Here is a 16,160-nt window from a genome sequence, read left to right as displayed (position 1 = left end):
TCGTCGCACCGCCCCTCCCACATTGGGTCCCGGTTTCTACTGGGCCAGCAGCGCCAGGCGCTCGCGCACCGAAGCCTCGATCCCTGCTTCATCCAGCCCGCACTCAGCCAGCATCTGCGCCGGCTTGGCATGTTCGACGTAGGTATCCGGCAAGCCCAGGTGCAGCACCGACCTGAGGATGTTTTCCCGCGCCAGGAACTCACTGACCGCCGCACCGGCACCGCCCATGATGGCGTTCTCCTCGACGGTCACCAGCAGCTCATGACTGCCGGCGATGTCGCGCACCAGGGCTTCATCCAGCGGCTTGACGAAGCGCATGTCGACCACGGTGGCGTCGATCTTCTCGGCCACCTTGAGCGCTTCGGCCAATTGCACGCCAAACACCAGGAACGCGGTCCTGCTGCCCTGGCGACGCACAATGCCCTTGCCGATTTCGATCGGCTCCAGGTCCTTCTCGATCAGCGCGTTGGGGCCGTTGCCCCGTGGGTAACGCACGGCGGCCGGGCCGTTATACAGGTGGCCGGTGCTGAGCATCTTGCGCAGTTCGTTTTCGTCGCTCGGCGTCATCACCAGCATGCCGGGGATGCAGCGCAAGTAGGACAGGTCGAAGCTGCCCGCGTGAGTCGGGCCGTCTTCGCCGACTAGACCGGCGCGGTCGATGGCAAACAGCACGTCGAGGTTCTGCACGGCGACGTCATGCACCAACTGGTCATAACCGCGCTGCAGGAACGTTGAGTAGATTGCCACCACCGGCTTGGCGCCTTCGCAGGCCATGCCAGCGGCGAACGTGACAGCGTGCTGCTCGGCAATGGCCACGTCGAAATAGCGCAGCGGGAAACGCTCGCTGAACGCCACCAGGTCGGAGCCTTCCTTCATCGCCGGGGTAATGCCCACCAGGCGTGGGTCCACGGCGGCCATGTCACACAACCATTCGCCGAACACACCGGAGTACTTCGGCCCGCTGGCTTTTTTCGGCGCAGCGGCGGGGGCGTCCAGGGGTTCCAGCTTGGTGATCGCGTGGTAGCCGATCGGGTCGACTTCCGCCGGGGCGAAGCCTTTGCCTTTCTTGGTGACGATGTGCAGGAACTGCGGGCCCTTGAGGTCGCGCATGTTGCGCAGCGTTGCAATCAGGGTCGGCAGGTCATGGCCGTCGATGGGGCCGATGTAGTTCCAGCCCAGCTCTTCGAACAGCGTGCCGGGGACCAGCATGCCCTTGGCATATTCTTCGGTACGCCGGGCAATTTCCCAGGCGCCGGGCAGACGCGAGAGCACCTTCTTGCTGCCTTCGCGCATGCTGGCATAGGTGCGGCTGGAGAGAATCTTGGCCAGGTAATTGGACAGGCCACCGACATTGCGCGAGATCGACATGTCGTTGTCGTTGAGGATCACCAGCATGTTGGCGTTCACTTCCGGCGCATGGTTCAGCGCTTCGAAGGCCATGCCGGCAGTCAGCGCGCCATCACCGATCACGGCGATTGCCTTGCGGTCGCTGCCTTGCAGCCGGGCGGCAATCGCCATGCCCAGCGCTGCGCTGATCGAGGTGCTGGAGTGGCCGACGCCAAAGGTGTCGTACTCGCTTTCGGCGCGGCGCGGGAAGGCGGCAACGCCGTCCTTCTGGCGCAGCGTGCCCATGCGCTCGCGGCGGCCCGTGAGGATCTTGTGCGGATACGCCTGATGGCCCACGTCCCACACCAGCCGGTCATCCGGGGTGTCGAACACGTAGTGCAACGCGATGGTCAGCTCGATGACGCCCAGGCCGGCACCGAAATGCCCACCGGTCTGGCCGACCGTGTAGAGCAATTCCAGGCGCAACTCATCGGCCAGGGTTTCCAGCTCGGCTTCACCCAGACGACGCAGGCCGTCCGGCGTGGCAGCACGGTCGAGCAGGGGCGTGGACGGGCGCTTGCGGGGAATCTCTTGAAACGTCGTGGGCATCAGGCGAATCGTTATAGGTATAGAAGAGGCGGCAGTTTACCTCAAGCATCGCAAACTGCCCACGCAGAGCGCCGAACTTGGCCGATATGCGGTTGCAATGGCCGCCGTAATCAGTGGCGGCGTTCGACGATATACCGCGCCAGGTCACGCAGTGGCTCGGCCGCCGCGTCGAAAGGTCGCAGGGCGTCCAGCGCCTGGTCGCGTAGTTCCACGGCGTAGGCCTTGGCGGCTTGCAGCCCGAGCAGCGCAGGATAAGTCGGTTTGTCCCGTGCGATATCGGCGCCCTGGCGTTTGCCCAGGGTGGCGGTATCGCTTTCCACGTCGAGAATGTCGTCCTGCACCTGAAACGCCAGGCCAATGGCCCGGGAATAGGTCTGCAGCGCCGCCAATTGCGTGGCTTCGGCATGTCCGCTGGCCAGGGCGCCCAAGTGCACGGCGGCTTCGATCAGTGCGCCGGTCTTGTGGCGGTGCATGTGCTCAAGGGCTTTTTGATCCAGCTTGACGCTGACTGAACCCATGTCGATCGCCTGCCCGCCCACCATGCCCGCAGGGCCGGCAGCCAGGGCCAGTGCGGTGACCATGCGCAGGCGGATCTCGGCGTTGACGCTGCTCAGGCGTGGGTCCAGCAACGCGCTGAACGCCAGGCTCTGCAAGCCATCACCGGCGAGGATCGCATAGGCTTCATCAAAGGCTTTATGGGTGGTGGGCTGGCCGCGACGCAGATCGTCATCGTCCATCGCCGGCAAATCGTCGTGTACCAGGGAATAGGCGTGAATCAGCTCGACCGCACAGGCGGCACCGTTGGCCTGTTCGGCCGGCGCGCCCAGCGCTTCACAGGCCGCATACGCCAGCAACGGGCGCACGCGCTTGCCGCCATTCATCACGCTGTAGCGCATGGCTTCATACAGACGCTTCATTTCCGGGCTTGGCGCAACAAACAAGGGCTCCAGCGCCGCATTCACCCGGGCTTGGCTACTGGCCTGATACGCGTCGATCATTCCGGCTGTTCCGCGTCGAAAGGTTCTTCGGCCAACTCTCCGTCACGCTCCAGTAATACCTGGACCTTCTGCTCCGCCTGCGCCAACGCGCTCTGGCAGTCACGGGTCAGGCCGATGCCTTGCTCAAACGCCGTCAGCGAGTCCTCCAGCGACAACTCGCCGTTCTCCAGACGCTCGACCAATGTTTGCAGGTCGGCGAGGGATTGTTCGAAATCGAGTGCAACTTTTTTGCGGGCCATGGCGGCTATTCCGGTAGACGGTAAACCGGCGCGACACTAGCAGACATGGGGATTCTGGGCAAATGAGTGGGGCGTCACTCGCCCCCTGTATTGACCTGATAACGCGTGCTGCGGCCGCCTCCGGGGAGACGGACCAGGCAGTTTTTTTCCAGCAGGTCCGCCAGGTGTCGCGTCGCTGTCGCCTTGGAGACCTTGGCCACCGCCTGGTACTGCGCCGCGCTGATGCCGTGTTCGAAGCCCTTCTCACCACCGTCGAGCAGTCGATTGAGGACCTTGATCTGTTCAGCCGACAAAGGGAGGTCGCGGTGTTGCTGCCAGAACCGACTCTTTTCCAGCACCCGGTCAATCCGCCCCATGGCCTGCTGCACGCTGCGTAACAGGGTTTTAAGGAACCACTCCAGCCAGGCAGTGATATCCAGGGAGGCCTTCTGGCTGGATTCCAGCGCGTTGTAGTAGCCGGTGCGGTCTTCGAGGATGCTGGCTGACATGGCATAGAAACGGATGGCCTGGTGTTCACCCTGGGCCAGTGCCAAATCGGTGATAGCGCGTGTCAGGCGACCATTGCCGTCATCGAAGGGGTGCAGTGTGACAAACCAGAAGTGCGCGACGCCGGCGCGTACCAATGGGTCCAGTTCCGGCTGATCGCGGCTGGTTTCGAACCACTCCAGGAAATCCGCCAGTGCCTGCTCCAGTCCCAGACGTGGCGGGGCCTCGAAATGCACGGTCGGCCGATCAAGCCGGCCCGACACCACTTGCATCGGCTCATCTCCCCTCAAGGATCCAATATTGAGCGCTCGAGCGGCATAGCCCGCTTCCGGGGCCGGGAACAATAAGTGATGCCAGTTCAATAGGCGGGCGAGGGTAAACGGCTGGGTGAATTGTTGAGTGGCATCCATCATCAACTCGGCGAGGCCTTCGCTGCGGCGGCTTACCTGACCGTCTTCCATCGCTTCCAGGCCCATCCGCCTTGCCAGGGACGAGCGCACCGAGCCGACATTCAACTGCTCACCCTCAATCGCCGAGGACGTCAGGATATTTTGCAGCAGCGCATCCAGTTCATTCTGTGCGCTGACTGCCTGGCTGACGGAGCCGAGCATGCCCAACAACTTGCCCTGGGCTTGTCCGCACTCGCGCAGCAAAGCCGCGAAGCGACCGGGTTGCCAGTGGAAGTGAGGCCAGTCGGCGCGTTGCCAGATCCAGTGCGGATGAGCCATAGTGGGATGCCTGGGGTGCGTGAGCCGAATAAAGAGGTTATTCGGCTCATTTGGTGAGCCGATTGTGCTGCGGATTTGGCTCAGGGTCTAGTCTGGTGATCGGTGTTTTCTGTAGTTTTTGTGATGTGAAATTTTGACTTATGCCCCTAGACCATATGGCTATCAGCAACCATTAGAAGATTACCTATCTGGCATCTAACAGTGGAAGCGTGGTCATTTGTCGTTAGAATATCAAAGGCAATATTTTGGGGTCTCAGCCCGTAATTAGCTCGTAGCTGATTTTTTTGCGAACCTTTAGTGAGTTGTAATACTCGTTGTCCTAGACACCGGACACACAAGTTAATCCCAGCGAGCCTATCTATTGTATGCGATCCATAAACCCCACCTACCCAACAGTGGGTTAACGATTTACCGTGGCATTTCTGGCGAGCAGTTCCACGGCAGCAAGGCTTCATAATCTTCAAGCGACGAAGCCTGAGGCAGCCACGTATAGGGCTCCTGGCCGTTGACCTTGGCGGTCTCGACCAAGCTGTAGATCTTTGCGCTGGCGGCGGCGCCGTTGACGGTATCGCTCGCCAGGCCAAGCAGGGTTGGGGCAGCAAGGTTATTGAACGTCTTTCCCAGGATTTACGCGCAGCCTTCCCGAACATGAAGGGTTTTTCTCCACGTAATTTGAAGTACATGCGTGCCTTTGCCGAAGCTTGGCCGGATTCGGAATTTGTGCAAGAGGTGCTTGCACAATTGCCTTGGTATCACCAACTGGCGCTGCTGGACAAACTCCCTGGCCCCGAAACCCGTCGCTGGTACGTCGGCCAGGCAATTGAACACAACTGGTCGCGCAACACGCTGGTCATGCACATCGAAAACCGTTTGCTGGAGCGCAGTGGTAAAGCTGTCAGCAACTTCGAAATCCATCTGCCCAAACCTCAATCCGATCTGGCGCGTGAATCGCTGAAAGACCCTTACCGCTTTGACTTCCTCAGTCTGACCTTGGGTGCGCAGGAGCGCGATATTGAAAACGCCTTGATCAAGCACGTCACCGACTTTTTATTAGAGCTGGGTGCGGGTTTCGCTTTCGTTGGTCAGCAGGTGTTGCTGGATGTCGGCGGTGACGAGGTCTTCGTTGACCTGCTGTTCTATCACTTGAAGCTGCGCTGCTACGTCGTGATCGAGCTCAAGGCCGGCAAGTTCAAGCCCGAGCATCTGGGCGAGTTGAGTTTCTATCTCGCCGCCGTGGATGCCCAACTTAAGCATCCACAGGATGGCCCGACAATTGGTCTGCTGCTGTGCAAGAGCAAGAACGAAGTGGTAGCCGAATATGCGCTTCGCGATAACAACCGGCCCATAGGTGTGGCGCAGTATCAGTTGGTGGAGTCCTTGCCAGCGGAGCTGCAAACCAGTTTGCCGAGCATAGAGCAGATAGAGCGCGAGCTTGCCAAATAACAACAAAGCCTGCTTTTGAAGGCAGGCTTATCGCGAATCTCGGCTCACTTACTTCTGATGCGCCGTCAACGCCGCATACCCATTCATCAGGTTGCGATAGTTGGGAATGCGCTGGGACAACAGATTGCCCAGGCCTTCGATATCGTTGCGCCAGTCGCGGTGCAGCTCACAGGCTACCGAGAACCAATTCATCAACTGTGCACCGGCCTGGGTCATCCGGCTCCACGCCGCCTGCTGCACCGTGGTGTTGAACGTGCCGGAGGCATCGGTCACCACAAACACCTCGAACCCTTCCGCCAGTGCCGACAAGGTCGGGAACGCTACGCATACATCCGTGACCACGCCGGCGATGATGATCTGCTTGCGGCCGGTGGCTTTGATTGCCTTGACGAAGTCTTCGTTGTCCCAGGCATTGATCTGGCCGGGGCGGGCGATGTACGGCGCGTCCGGGAACATCTCTTTCAACTCCGGTACCAGCGGGCCGTTGGGGCCTTGTTCGAAGCTGGTGGTGAGGATGGTCGGCAGGTTGAAGAACTTGGCCAAGTCGGCCAGGGCCAGCACGTTGTTCTTGAACTCGTTGGGCGAGAAGTCCTGCACCAGGGAAATCAGGCCGGTCTGGTGGTCGACCAGCAGGACTACGGCGTCGTCTTTGTTCAAGCGGTTGTAGGTTGGAGTGCTCATGGTTGAATCCTTTTTTGTTCAGGTTGGTTGGGCGTTGCGTTCAACATGGGCACAGATTAATGGGTGGATGCTGGGGGATAAATCGGCTGGAATGGGTAATACCGTCAACTCAAAGGCGACAATTCATGGATTGTCAGTAGGACTGATCCTTTTAGCGGTCGGGAAGGTAAGTCAAAAAATCTCACGCGTGAGCTATTGAGTGTGGCAAAAAATGCCTGTAGATTTTCTCACGCGTGAGTTTTTCACAGCGAGGTCAGTACCATGGAAAGCAGCTCTCCATCGAGTCCGCCTAAAGGGCCCGATACCGATTCAGCAAGCCTCAAGGGAGAGCGCTTGAAGCCGTCCGCCAAAAAGCCATCGAGCTTTTACATGAAGCAGATGCGTGCAGGCCTGGCGGCCGCCGGCTACGTGAAACACGAGACTTGGGTGCTTCCCGAAAACCGAAGCCTGCTCAAGCAGATGGAGAAACAGCTTCGCCAGCCGATTCTGGCTGGCTCATTCATGTCGGAGAATTTCATGAGCGCAGGTACCAACTGGAATATCGATCGCCTCTTCACCGCTCTTCAGGCCCTGGACGACGTGGTGTCCAAGGACATTACGCTTTCTCTGGTTCAAGGCTCCGAGTCCAGCATCAAGCTGGAAATGAACGACTTCGGTGGCCTGCCGATTTACATCGCGGTGGTGGGCGAGCAGATCATCGTTGACACCGTGCTGGTCGATGTCGAGTCCATCAACGATGTCGCTAAATTCAATGACGCGGTGTTGCGCAGCCGGGAAATGTTCCCGCTGTCCTCCATCGGCATCGAGTCCATGCCTAACGGGCAAGTGGTCTACAACATGTTCGGTGCATTGAGCTCCGACTCCAGCCTGACCAATATCGTCACCGAGGTGAAAACCCTGGTCGACAACGTGCAGCGCGCCAGCGAAGCCTTCGAACGTTTCTTCAATTAAGTATTCGGGAGTATCCAATGACTCAGTCCATCTGGAGCAAATTGTTCACCGCGCTGCGTGGCGGTGCCAACGAAGTCGGCGAATCGATCGTCGACCAACAGGCCCTGCGCATCCTCGATCAGGAAATCCGCGATGCCGACACCGCGCTGGCCAACGCCAAGCGTGAGCTGGTGAGCATCATGGCCAAGCACAAATTGGCGACTGATCGCGTCAATGAGTACGACGCCAAGATCAAGGACCTGGAGTCCAAGGCCGTAGCTGCCCTGCAGGCCAATCGTGAAGACCTCGCCCTGGAAGTGGCCGAAGCCATCTCGACCCTGACCAACGAGCGGGATGTCGAGCATAAGCAAGCCACCGAGTTCGGTGGCTATGCGGAAGGCATGCGCAAGGACATCACCAAGGCCGAAAGCCGGATCAAAAGCCTGCGTCAGCAAGTGGACATGGCCAAGGCGCGCGACAGCGTACAGAAGGCCCAGGTCAGCGCCTCCATCGCCAGCGGCGGTGCCAACGGCAAGCTGGAAACCGCCGTCGGTACGCTGAATCGTTTGCAGGCCAAGCAGCAGCAACGCGCCGCTGAACTGCAAGCCCAGGATGAACTGGCAGATGCATCGACCGGGACCGACCTGGAGCGCAAGCTGCGCGACGCCGGCATCACGCCGAACGAAGGCAGCGCCAATGCGATTCTGGAGCGTTTGAAGCAAAAATCGGCCGAGTAAGCAACGTCGCCGCAGGAAGGGCAGTGTCTGCCCTTCTTTTTTTACGTCGAGGTCAGGATGGGCGCCCTGAAGGGTTTCAAGACAATCGCAGGCCTGGCGCTGTTCATGGTCGCGCTGCAACTGCTCAATGCAGCGACCGGTTACAGCCTGATGGCGTTCGGCCTGATCCCGAGAACGCTGCAGGGGCTGCCGGGCATCCTCACCTCACCGTTTTTGCACGGCTCGTTCGCCCACCTGAGCGCGAACCTGGTTGCCTTTTTGATCCTGGGCACCCTGGTGATTATCGAAGGGCTCAATCGGTTTGTGACCGTCAGCGCGATCATCATCCTGCTGGGCGGTTCGCTGGTCTGGCTGTTCGGTTTTGCGGGTGTGCACGTGGGGGCCAGCGGCTGGGTGTTCGGGTTGTGGGCCTACCTGTTGTCTCGCGCCTGGTTCCGCAGGAGCTGGAGCAACCTGATCACTGCCGGTGTGGTGGCGGTACTGTATGGCGGACTGGTCCTTGGCTTCCTGCCTCGCCAAGGCGTTTCCTTCGAAGGGCATCTGTTTGGTGCCTTCGCCGGATTTATTGCCGCCAAGGTACTTCTCTCTCAACCACGCAGCAGGTTTAATGCCGGCTGAACGCACTTGAGCACCCAGGGAGTCAGGGACGCAATGCCGATTTTTCTTTTGTTGCGCAGGTACGCCGCTTCCCTCTTTCACCGCTTCGGCTGGGCAGGCCTGGTCATCGCCTTGGGGGTACACCTGAGCACGGCTTATCTGGGCCTGGTGGTTCTGGGCGAACAACACCTCACCGCGCCCGCCACGTTCGTTTACTTCTATCTCACCACCACGCTGACCGTCGGCTATGGCGATCTATCGCCGCAGACCTCTTTGGGACGCTTGTTCGTGGCGACCTGGGTCATGCTCGGAGGCATTGCGCTGCTGACGGCAGCCATCGGCAAAACCACCAGCACTGTCATCGATGCATGGAGAAAAGGCATGAAGGGCAAAGGCGATTTCACCGGCAAAATCGGCCATACCGTGCTCATTGGCTGGGAGGGCGCGTCCAGTGAACGGGTCATCGAGTTGTTGCTGCAAGACGAAACCTCGAACGACAACCTGATCGTCATCTGCGATTGCACCCTCGAAGAAAACCCGATGCCGGGCAAGGCGGCCTTTATCCGGGGTGAGAGCTTGTCCTCCACAGCGCTGTTGCTGCGTGCCGGTGTGCCCGGTGCCGAGCGTGTGCTGGTGCGAACCCCGTCTGACGATCTGACGCTGGCCACCGTGCTGGCGGTGAATCAATTGAATCCGGTCGGGCATGTGGTCGCCCACTTCAATGCAAGTGAGATCGCCGCACTGGCCAGTTCCTACGCCCCCAGCCTGGAATGCACCTCAAGCATGGCTATCGAAATGCTGGTGCGCGCCTCTCAGGACCCGGGCTCGTCGGTGGTCATTAATGAGCTACTGTGCGTGGGGCAGGGGGCCACCCAATACTTGATGAGATTGCCCGAGGCGTTTGAAGCCACGTTCGGCGATCTGTACACCCAGATGAAAGAACGCCACAACGCCACCCTCATCGGCTATCGCGCCAAAGGTGCCCCGCAACCGTCGATCAACCCGCCCAGTGCCACGCGCGTTGAAGGCGGCGAGCTCTTCTACATTGCCTCCACCCGCCTCAAGGAAATCTCCAATGGGATGGTTTAAACAGTTGATGGGGCTTGAGGCCCCGCAAGCGAATACACACTCGAAAGGCGCCGCCGAACCGCTGGCGACCACCGGGCCGCTTGGCCTGGCGCCGGGCAAAGGCGTGATATTCGACACGACCCTGAAGTTGTTGCTCGAAGGGAAGACCACGGTGGTTATCCCCGGCTCCCAGGAAATCTGGAGTAACGGCACCGTTGACCTCGGGCAGTCGACCTGGCTGTCGCGCTACTACATGAACGACGAAGATTACTGGCTGCAGGTGCACACCACGGGCGACATCGCCGGGCAGGTCGAGTCTGTGATCCTGTTCAACTACCTGAGCTACGTCACTATCAGCAGCGAAGCTGAATTGCGCCGGCTGGCGGGGCCGCAGAGTCCGATCGGGTTGCCGACCTACACCCATAACGGCGTCGAATACGCGCGCGTGTGGGGCAGCGAGGCTGGCCAGACAGAATTGGTGGCCATGAGCGAGCAGGTGATAAACCCCGAGGACTCCTACAGCGTCGAACACCGCTCGATGCTATATGCCCGTGACACCGGCCTGACCGATCGACGGGAGTTTCTGTTGTTCTCTGTCGAAGAAGACGCTGAAGGCACTGTCAGCCTGAGCACCTCCCTGGGCATTTCACTGTACACAACCGACTTGAATGCGCTCTAAAAAAGGAAGAAATCCATGCTAGAAGCTCTCTCCATCTCCCTGAACAAAGCCGCCGTGCTCGGGTTTGTCACCTACATCCTGGGGGCTGCCGTACTGTTTGCGCTGTTCCAGTTCATCTACACCCGCGTCACCCCGCACAAGGAATTCGAGCTGATCCGGGCGGGCAACGTTTCCGCGGCAGTCGCCTTGGGCGGCGCCATCGTCGGTTTCGCCATTCCGGCCAGCAACGTGATTGCCTATTCGATCAGCATCCTCGACTTCGTCGTCTGGGCGGTGATCGCAGCCGTCGTCCAACTGTTGGCGTTTCTGCTCACCAGTCTCGTGCTCAAGGGCACTTCCGAGCGCATCAAGAGAGGCGAGCTCGCAGCGGGCATCTATGTGGCGGCGGTGGCCATCAGCGTCGGCATGTTGAATGCCGCCTGCATGACACCTACCCAGAACTGATTGCGCACGGAGCTCCCGATGAAACGAAGCAAGTACGTCCAGCTTTCGCTGGCAGCGTCGGTCGCCATGGCGATATCCGGTTGTGGGCCGACGGAAAAAACCTACGATTTGCAGAAGAAGTACAACTTCCAGTCGGTGCAGCAATGCGCCAATGAAAAACTGCCGGTGGACGTCTGTTCGGACGCCTACATGACGGCCCTGGCCGAGCATCGCCGCATCGCCCCGGTATACGCCAGCCAGGCCGATTGCGATGCCGACTTTGTCGCCGGCTGGTGCCAGCTGGACTCCAATGGCCAGTTCATTCCCAAGCTGGGCGGTTTCGAACTGACCGCCGAAGGCCAGGTGACACAATCCCAGGTAGACGCGGCCAACGCCCAGGCAAGCGGCGGCTCCGGCTTCTCCACTAGCAGCCTGCTGACCGGTCTGCTGATCGGCAACATGCTGAGCAGCAATCGCAACAGCTACCGCTCTGAGCCGGTGTACCGCTATCGCGATGATCGCGGTGAGTACGGCAACTCGACGCTCAACCAGCGCGTCTCCAATGGCGCGACGTTTGGCCGCTCGAATCAAGCCCGGTACGGCAGCAGCAATTACACCAACACGCTGCGCACCTCCAGCCAGTCGAGCTCCGTGGCGTCGGCCACCTCCCGTGGCGGCTTCGGCAGCAAGGCCAGCGCACGCAGCGGCTGGGGCGGTGGCGGGTCGAGCAGTTAAGGAAACCGGGCCATGAAGAAAATCCATTGTGCAGAACGTCATGACTGGAAACAGACGGCTGAAAACCTCGGCTTTCTGTTCCATACCATCGACAACGAACCCTACTGGGACGAGCGCGCGTATTACCAGTTCACGCTCAAGCAAATCGAGCACGACCTCGAAGACCCGACCACCGAGATCCACGACATGTGCATGGACCTCGTCGCCCGCGTGGTCCAGAGCGAAGAGCTGCTCGAACGCCTGAGCATTCCCGCGCCCTTCTTCGACATGATCAAAACCTCATGGCTCGAAGGCCACCCGCACCTGTACGGGCGCATGGACTTCTCCTACAACGGCACCGGGCCCGCCAAGCTGCTGGAACTCAACTACGACACACCGACCAGCCTCTACGAGGCCGCGGCGTTCCAATGGGGTTGGCTCGAGCAATGCATCGAACGCGGCCTGCTGCCCAAGCATGCCGACCAGTTCAACAGCATCGACACCAAACTGCACCAGGCCTTCGCCCAACTGCAAATCAACCAGCCGTTCTACTTCGCCTCGATGAAAGACTCGGTCGAAGACAAAGGCACCACCGACTACCTGCGCCTCGTCGCGGAAAAAGTCGGCATCGAATCACGCCACATCGACATCGAAGACATCGGCCTGACCAGCGAAGGCCGCTTCGTCGACCTCCAGGACCGCTGGATTCCCCACCTGTTCAAACTGCACGCCTGGGAATTCATCTTCCACGAACCCTTCGGCGCCGCGATTGCCGAGAGCGACACCCAGTTTTTCGAGCCTGCGTGGAAATCCATCATTTCCAACAAAGGCATCCTGCCGCTGCTGTGGGAATTCAACAAAGGCCACCCGAATCTGCTCGCGGCCCACCTGGATACCGAGCCGGGTAAAGCTGTGCCGAAGGGCTGGGTGCGCAAGCCATTCTTCTCGCGGGAAGGGGCGAATATCGAGCTGCAAACGGCCGATGGGCTGATTGTTAAGGAGGACGGGCCCTATACGGATGCGCCGTTTATTCTCCAGGAGTTTGCGCCGTTGCCGCGGTTTGGGGACAGCTACACGTTGATTGGGTCTTGGGTGATTGGGGACCAGGCGGCGGGGATTGGGGTGCGGGAGGATAATAGTTTGATTACCAAGGATTCGAGCCGGTTTTTGCCGCATTTGATATTGGATTGAGGCTGGAGCTTAAAGGGCCAGCAGGGCTGATCCCTTTCATTTGCAGGACGTTTCCGAGAGAATTCCAACTGCATTGCGCCAGCGGGAATGGTTGACTAGGCTGCGGATCGTCACTGCCTATTCAGTGATCGGGTTTAGTCGCCCTTACCTCGCTAGGCGCACGCCATCTCAAAGACAGGTGTCTTCTCATCTGCACTTTATGGTGGCTGTGCGCAGGGCACCCTCGGGTGCGCCGGTGCCTAGCGGCCGGTCGACTAACCTGCGTACAGCCGCCACCTCTGATTGTTTAGTCGCGAAAGGACGGTGGTAATCACTTACTGCTAGAGGTTTTGCTATGGATAACGTTATTTCGGATTCACAGTCTTCGCGTGCAACCAATCCATTTGTCGTAAATGAAGAGTTGAGCTTTGAGGATGCCTGGGTGCGTGTGGCTGAGTTGCTGCAGTGTGCGGTGGCTACGTCGCGAGTGCTCGGTGAGCCATTGGGTGCGCCGCAGAGAGCGGTGATGCATTTGGTGGAGATGGCGAAGATGGTGGCGGATCGGGCTGTGGAGTGTATGCAGTCCGCGTGAGGCGACTGAGAGAAGGGCAGGGTATAGCAACCCGCTTTTGATTACTCAATTGTCCAACAGCTTTTGGACAATTGAGTCGCGATACTTATCAGGCATTAAAAAGCCGGCTTGTGGCCGGCTTCTCTGTGACCGCCTCAGCTTGTTTTTGACAAACCTCAGCAGTCTTCAAATCGCTCAGCCCACATTGCGTCGGGCTGAATAGTAGGGGCATCTGCGGGAAATCCTCCGCATCGCCGAGCAGGGTGGATAGCGCAACGCAACCCCCTGCCAAATGTGCGGCGCATGATACCCACATTCACTTCAGTTGCCCACCTCCGGATCCGATTTAGAGCCTTCCCAGCCCAATAAATGCTCATCCAGCGGCACCGGCGGCCTACGGTTATTCAACGTGGACCACCAGAACACCCACCCCACAATCTGGAAGTTCTGCTCAAACCGTTGCTCGTGGGTCAGGTATTCGTCCGGATGTTCACCGGCATTGTGGCTGCGCATGCGCAACCCACCTCCAGGGCGGTTGTAGAGGTATTTGATGCGGAGCATTCCGTCGTGTTCGACCGCGTAGATTTCACCGTCGATGATTTGGGTGCGGCCTTTGTCGATGGCGAGGGTGGCGCCTTGTTGGATGATGTCGATCATGCTGTTGTCGACCATGTAGGCGCCCAGCGCGCGGTCGGGGTTGACGTTGAGGGTTTCGAGGGTGTGCAGGGAAACGCGGATGCGTTCGGTTGAGGTGAAGGTGGGGTGGAGGGGGATCTCCACGTCGATTTTTTCCGGGCGGCAGGCGGGGCCTGTGAGGTATTTGCCAGTTTCTTCGCGGGTGAGGAGTCCTTTCCTGGTGCCGGGGCCTTCCAGCAGGAAGTTGGCCGGTGGGTGTTTGGGGCCTTCGCCGGTGCGTAGCCAACGGCTGGAGATGCACAGCAGTTCTGCGATCTCGTTGAGTCGGCCCATGGGTACACCGCGTTTGAACCAGTTGTTCACGTGTTGAGGCGTGACACCACGGTTCTTGGCGAAGTCGGAGGCGGAAAGATGAACTTCCCGTAATAGCGCTTTTAAGCGATCACCTGATGTATTCATAAACGCAGAGTTTACTGGCCGAGAAAACACATCAAATAAACCATGCGTTGAGTTAGGCCTGTAGGTTTTTGCTTAGTTGTGGCTTATTACTTCGGAATTCACAGATGATTAAACTAAGTTTATAAGATGTTGAACTTGTCGTTTAATTTTTCCCACAAAAAAAGCCCCAAGTAATCGGGGCTTTTTCAATTGCCGAAGCAATGAGTAGCCGGTATCAGCCTTTGTAGGCAGCGACCGACTTCATGATTTCGGCGCGGGCGGCGTCTGCGTTGCCCCAACCGTCGATCTTCACCCATTTGCCTTTTTCGAGGTCTTTGTAGTTCTCGAAGAAGTGCTTGATCTGTTCCAGCAGCAGTGGCGGCAGGTCGGTGTATTCCTTCACGTCCACGTACAGCTGGGACAGCTTGTCGTGTGGCACGGCGATCACTTTGGCATCGCCACCGCCGTCGTCGGTCATGTGCAGGATGCCGACCGGGCGAGCGCGGATGACCGAGCCTGGGGTAACCGGGTAAGGGGTTACGACCAGCACGTCGAGGGGGTCACCGTCGTCGGCCAGGGTGTTCGGGATAAAACCGTAGTTGGCCGGGTAGAACATCGGGGTGGCCATGAAACGGTCAACGAACAGGCAGTCGCTGTCTTTGTCGATTTCGTATTTGATCGGCGCGTGGTTGGCCGGAATCTCGATGGCGACGTAGATGTCGTTCGGCAGGTCTTTGCCAGCCGGAATCTTGCTGTAGCTCATTGGGCGTTGCCCCCGTAGTTGGCCATATGACATGGCCGGATTGGCCTAAAAGTGGCGGCGATTATAGGCATATTCTGCCGGCGATGCCATGCGCCAGACGTCGTACGGTCATTCGCCTTGTGGCTGATAACGCGGGTCGTGCGCTTGCAGTTGGGTCAGGCGGGCCAAGGGATCCTGGCGGTAAAAGCGGCTGAGTTGGGCGTACACCTGTGGATAACTATTGACGAGTAAATCCGGGGCGCTGAAAAAATATTCGCTGGTGACCGCAAAGAACTCCGCCGGGTTTTCCGCCGCGTACGGGTCTATCTCCGTCTCGGCGTCGGGGTTGGCGTCCAGCTGGCGATTGAGGTCGTCATAAGCACCCTGCATCACGCTGGCCCACTCCTGCACGCGCATGTCGGGGTGCAGTGGCGGCAGGCCATTGGCGTCGCCGTTGAGCATGTCGAGTTTGTGGGCCAGTTCGTGGATCACCAGGTTGTAGCCTTCCCACTGACCGCTGGCCAGTACGCCGGGCCAGGCAAGAATCACCGGGCCTTGCTGCCAGGCTTCGCCGCTGTGTTCGCCGTCCCACTCGTGTTCGATGCCGCTGCTGTCGCGATGGCGCTGGGGGCTGAGGAAGTCGTCGGGGTACAGCACGATTTCATGGAAACCCTGGTACCAGTCGAGGTCGCCCAGGTTCATCAGCGGCAGTTGCGCCTGGGCGGCGAGCAGCAGGCGTTGTTCCTGGTGCAGCTCGACGCCGGGCAGGGCGGTGAGGTGTTTTTCGGCGAGGAACACCACGCAGGCTTCGCGCAGCCACTGGTCCTGCTCGGCACTGATGCCGTCGAGGAAGGTCAGGTGGTGGCGCACCCGCTGCCAGGTGTCATCGGCAATCGGGTGCTTGGCCAGCAGGCGTCGGCGCCGCCAGGCGCTGAGGGACCACAT

General features: G+C 59.4%; 18 protein-coding genes and 2 pseudogenes. 11 read left to right on the top strand and 9 right to left on the bottom strand.

The genetic code is table 11. From position 1 onward, the window contains the following. Window positions 1-36: 36 nt before the first annotated feature. The 5 genes and pseudogenes from dxs to BFP99_RS32665 all read right to left on the bottom strand — a co-directional run. Entirely contained in the window at window positions 37-1,935 is a 1,899-nt protein-coding gene (gene dxs, locus BFP99_RS02525) for a 1-deoxy-D-xylulose-5-phosphate synthase (protein ID WP_065924901.1), read from the bottom strand. A 110-nt stretch (window positions 1,936-2,045) separates the two neighbouring features. After that, entirely contained in the window at window positions 2,046-2,933 is an 888-nt protein-coding gene (ispA, locus tag BFP99_RS02520; RefSeq protein WP_065924900.1) for a (2E,6E)-farnesyl diphosphate synthase, read from the bottom strand. Next, window positions 2,930-3,172, bottom strand: coding sequence for an exodeoxyribonuclease VII small subunit (locus tag BFP99_RS02515; RefSeq protein ID WP_003176346.1), 243 nt, complete (start codon window positions 3,170-3,172; stop codon window positions 2,930-2,932). The genes ispA and BFP99_RS02515 overlap by 4 nt, the downstream gene beginning before the upstream one ends. Window positions 3,173-3,246: 74 nt before the next feature. Beyond that, the gene (locus BFP99_RS02510; RefSeq protein WP_065946583.1) at window positions 3,247-4,386 is read right to left on the bottom strand and encodes a Fic family protein; all 1,140 of its coding nucleotides are present in this window, start codon (window positions 4,384-4,386) and stop codon (window positions 3,247-3,249) included. Window positions 4,387-4,794: 408 nt separating this feature from the next. Continuing rightward, window positions 4,795-4,965, bottom strand: a pseudogene (locus BFP99_RS32665) (transposase domain-containing protein); the annotation flags it as partial. Here BFP99_RS32665 and BFP99_RS02505 point away from each other — a divergent pair. Then, window positions 4,948-5,829, top strand: a pseudogene (locus BFP99_RS02505) (YhcG family protein); the annotation flags it as partial. The pseudogenes BFP99_RS32665 and BFP99_RS02505 overlap by 18 nt on opposite strands. A 48-nt stretch (window positions 5,830-5,877) precedes the next feature. Here BFP99_RS02505 and ycaC read toward each other — a convergent pair. Then, a complete protein-coding gene (gene ycaC, locus BFP99_RS02500) occupies window positions 5,878-6,510 on the bottom strand; it encodes an isochorismate family cysteine hydrolase YcaC (RefSeq protein ID WP_027605204.1) in 633 nt (210 codons plus the stop codon). On the opposite strand from ycaC, the gene BFP99_RS32660 reads away from it, so the two are divergent. From BFP99_RS32660 to BFP99_RS02455, 10 genes are all read left to right on the top strand, one after another. Beyond that, the gene (locus tag BFP99_RS32660; protein WP_137211982.1) at window positions 6,509-6,709 is read left to right on the top strand and encodes a hypothetical protein; all 201 of its coding nucleotides are present in this window, start codon (window positions 6,509-6,511) and stop codon (window positions 6,707-6,709) included. The genes ycaC and BFP99_RS32660 overlap by 2 nt on opposite strands. A gap of 170 nt (window positions 6,710-6,879) precedes the next feature. Continuing rightward, window positions 6,880-7,461 (top strand): YjfI family protein, encoded by a 582-nt coding sequence (locus BFP99_RS02495; RefSeq protein ID WP_027605205.1) that lies wholly within the window; start codon window positions 6,880-6,882, stop codon window positions 7,459-7,461. Between the two features lie 17 nt (window positions 7,462-7,478). Continuing rightward, entirely contained in the window at window positions 7,479-8,177 is a 699-nt protein-coding gene (locus BFP99_RS02490; RefSeq protein ID WP_027605206.1) for a PspA/IM30 family protein, read from the top strand. Window positions 8,178-8,234: 57 nt separating this feature from the next. Further along, window positions 8,235-8,795 carry a rhomboid family intramembrane serine protease gene (locus BFP99_RS02485; RefSeq protein ID WP_065946582.1) on the top strand — a complete coding sequence of 187 codons (561 nt, stop codon included), beginning with the start codon at window positions 8,235-8,237 and terminating at the stop codon, window positions 8,793-8,795. Window positions 8,796-8,828: 33 nt separating this feature from the next. Next, the gene (locus BFP99_RS02480; RefSeq protein WP_065924897.1) at window positions 8,829-9,863 is read left to right on the top strand and encodes an ion channel; all 1,035 of its coding nucleotides are present in this window, start codon (window positions 8,829-8,831) and stop codon (window positions 9,861-9,863) included. Next, the gene (locus tag BFP99_RS02475) at window positions 9,850-10,521 is read left to right on the top strand and encodes a DUF2491 family protein (RefSeq protein WP_065946581.1); all 672 of its coding nucleotides are present in this window, start codon (window positions 9,850-9,852) and stop codon (window positions 10,519-10,521) included. Before BFP99_RS02480 ends, BFP99_RS02475 begins: the two co-directional genes overlap by 14 nt. A gap of 15 nt (window positions 10,522-10,536) precedes the next feature. Beyond that, window positions 10,537-10,965: a DUF350 domain-containing protein gene (locus BFP99_RS02470; protein ID WP_027605210.1), complete on the top strand. Its 429-nt coding sequence runs from the start codon at window positions 10,537-10,539 to the stop codon at window positions 10,963-10,965. 18 nt (window positions 10,966-10,983) lie between these two features. Beyond that, window positions 10,984-11,679 carry a DUF1190 domain-containing protein gene (locus BFP99_RS02465; RefSeq protein ID WP_065946580.1) on the top strand — a complete coding sequence of 232 codons (696 nt, stop codon included), beginning with the start codon at window positions 10,984-10,986 and terminating at the stop codon, window positions 11,677-11,679. A gap of 12 nt (window positions 11,680-11,691) precedes the next feature. Then, complete coding sequence (locus tag BFP99_RS02460) at window positions 11,692-12,849, top strand: glutathionylspermidine synthase family protein (protein ID WP_065924894.1); 1,158 nt, start codon at window positions 11,692-11,694, stop codon at window positions 12,847-12,849. A gap of 334 nt (window positions 12,850-13,183) precedes the next feature. Continuing rightward, the gene (locus BFP99_RS02455) at window positions 13,184-13,420 is read left to right on the top strand and encodes a hypothetical protein (protein ID WP_065946579.1); all 237 of its coding nucleotides are present in this window, start codon (window positions 13,184-13,186) and stop codon (window positions 13,418-13,420) included. A gap of 300 nt (window positions 13,421-13,720) precedes the next feature. On the opposite strand, the gene BFP99_RS02450 is transcribed toward BFP99_RS02455, so the two are convergent. From BFP99_RS02450 to BFP99_RS02440, 3 genes are all read right to left on the bottom strand, one after another. Then, window positions 13,721-14,494 (bottom strand): LexA family transcriptional regulator, encoded by a 774-nt coding sequence (locus tag BFP99_RS02450; protein ID WP_065938378.1) that lies wholly within the window; start codon window positions 14,492-14,494, stop codon window positions 13,721-13,723. 214 nt (window positions 14,495-14,708) lie between these two features. Beyond that, window positions 14,709-15,236 carry an inorganic diphosphatase gene (ppa, locus tag BFP99_RS02445; RefSeq protein ID WP_065924892.1) on the bottom strand — a complete coding sequence of 176 codons (528 nt, stop codon included), beginning with the start codon at window positions 15,234-15,236 and terminating at the stop codon, window positions 14,709-14,711. A 108-nt stretch (window positions 15,237-15,344) separates the two neighbouring features. After that, a complete protein-coding gene (locus tag BFP99_RS02440) occupies window positions 15,345-16,160 on the bottom strand; it encodes a M90 family metallopeptidase (RefSeq protein WP_065946578.1) in 816 nt (271 codons plus the stop codon).

The organism is Pseudomonas sp. 1 R 17 (genome assembly GCF_900067035.1).
GTDB lineage: Bacteria > Pseudomonadota > Gammaproteobacteria > Pseudomonadales > Pseudomonadaceae > Aquipseudomonas > Aquipseudomonas marginalis.
This window is presented reverse-complemented; position numbering and strand designations above follow the sequence as displayed.

What these genes read in the sequence shown, in the direction of transcription:
- dxs (WP_065924901.1), bottom strand. Translation starts at nt 1,935, where the DNA reads ATGCCCACGACGTTTCAAGAGATTCCCCGCAAGCGCCCGTCCACGCCC.
- ispA (WP_065924900.1), bottom strand. Translation starts at nt 2,933, where the DNA reads ATGATCGACGCGTATCAGGCCAGTAGCCAAGCCCGGGTGAATGCGGCG.
- BFP99_RS02515 (WP_003176346.1), bottom strand. Translation starts at nt 3,172, where the DNA reads ATGGCCCGCAAAAAAGTTGCACTCGATTTCGAACAATCCCTCGCCGAC.
- BFP99_RS02510 (WP_065946583.1), bottom strand. Translation starts at nt 4,386, where the DNA reads ATGGCTCATCCGCACTGGATCTGGCAACGCGCCGACTGGCCTCACTTC.
- BFP99_RS32660 (WP_137211982.1), top strand. Translation starts at nt 6,509, where the DNA reads ATGGTTGAATCCTTTTTTGTTCAGGTTGGTTGGGCGTTGCGTTCAACA.
- ycaC (WP_027605204.1), bottom strand. Translation starts at nt 6,510, where the DNA reads ATGAGCACTCCAACCTACAACCGCTTGAACAAAGACGACGCCGTAGTC.
- BFP99_RS02495 (WP_027605205.1), top strand. Translation starts at nt 6,880, where the DNA reads ATGAAGCAGATGCGTGCAGGCCTGGCGGCCGCCGGCTACGTGAAACAC.
- BFP99_RS02490 (WP_027605206.1), top strand. Translation starts at nt 7,479, where the DNA reads ATGACTCAGTCCATCTGGAGCAAATTGTTCACCGCGCTGCGTGGCGGT.
- BFP99_RS02485 (WP_065946582.1), top strand. Translation starts at nt 8,235, where the DNA reads ATGGGCGCCCTGAAGGGTTTCAAGACAATCGCAGGCCTGGCGCTGTTC.
- BFP99_RS02480 (WP_065924897.1), top strand. Translation starts at nt 8,829, where the DNA reads ATGCCGATTTTTCTTTTGTTGCGCAGGTACGCCGCTTCCCTCTTTCAC.
- BFP99_RS02475 (WP_065946581.1), top strand. Translation starts at nt 9,850, where the DNA reads ATGGGATGGTTTAAACAGTTGATGGGGCTTGAGGCCCCGCAAGCGAAT.
- BFP99_RS02470 (WP_027605210.1), top strand. Translation starts at nt 10,537, where the DNA reads ATGCTAGAAGCTCTCTCCATCTCCCTGAACAAAGCCGCCGTGCTCGGG.
- BFP99_RS02465 (WP_065946580.1), top strand. Translation starts at nt 10,984, where the DNA reads ATGAAACGAAGCAAGTACGTCCAGCTTTCGCTGGCAGCGTCGGTCGCC.
- BFP99_RS02460 (WP_065924894.1), top strand. Translation starts at nt 11,692, where the DNA reads ATGAAGAAAATCCATTGTGCAGAACGTCATGACTGGAAACAGACGGCT.
- BFP99_RS02455 (WP_065946579.1), top strand. Translation starts at nt 13,184, where the DNA reads ATGGATAACGTTATTTCGGATTCACAGTCTTCGCGTGCAACCAATCCA.
- BFP99_RS02450 (WP_065938378.1), bottom strand. Translation starts at nt 14,494, where the DNA reads ATGAATACATCAGGTGATCGCTTAAAAGCGCTATTACGGGAAGTTCAT.
- ppa (WP_065924892.1), bottom strand. Translation starts at nt 15,236, where the DNA reads ATGAGCTACAGCAAGATTCCGGCTGGCAAAGACCTGCCGAACGACATC.
- BFP99_RS02440 (WP_065946578.1), bottom strand. Translation starts at nt 16,160, where the DNA reads ATGTGGTCCCTCAGCGCCTGGCGGCGCCGACGCCTGCTGGCCAAGCAC.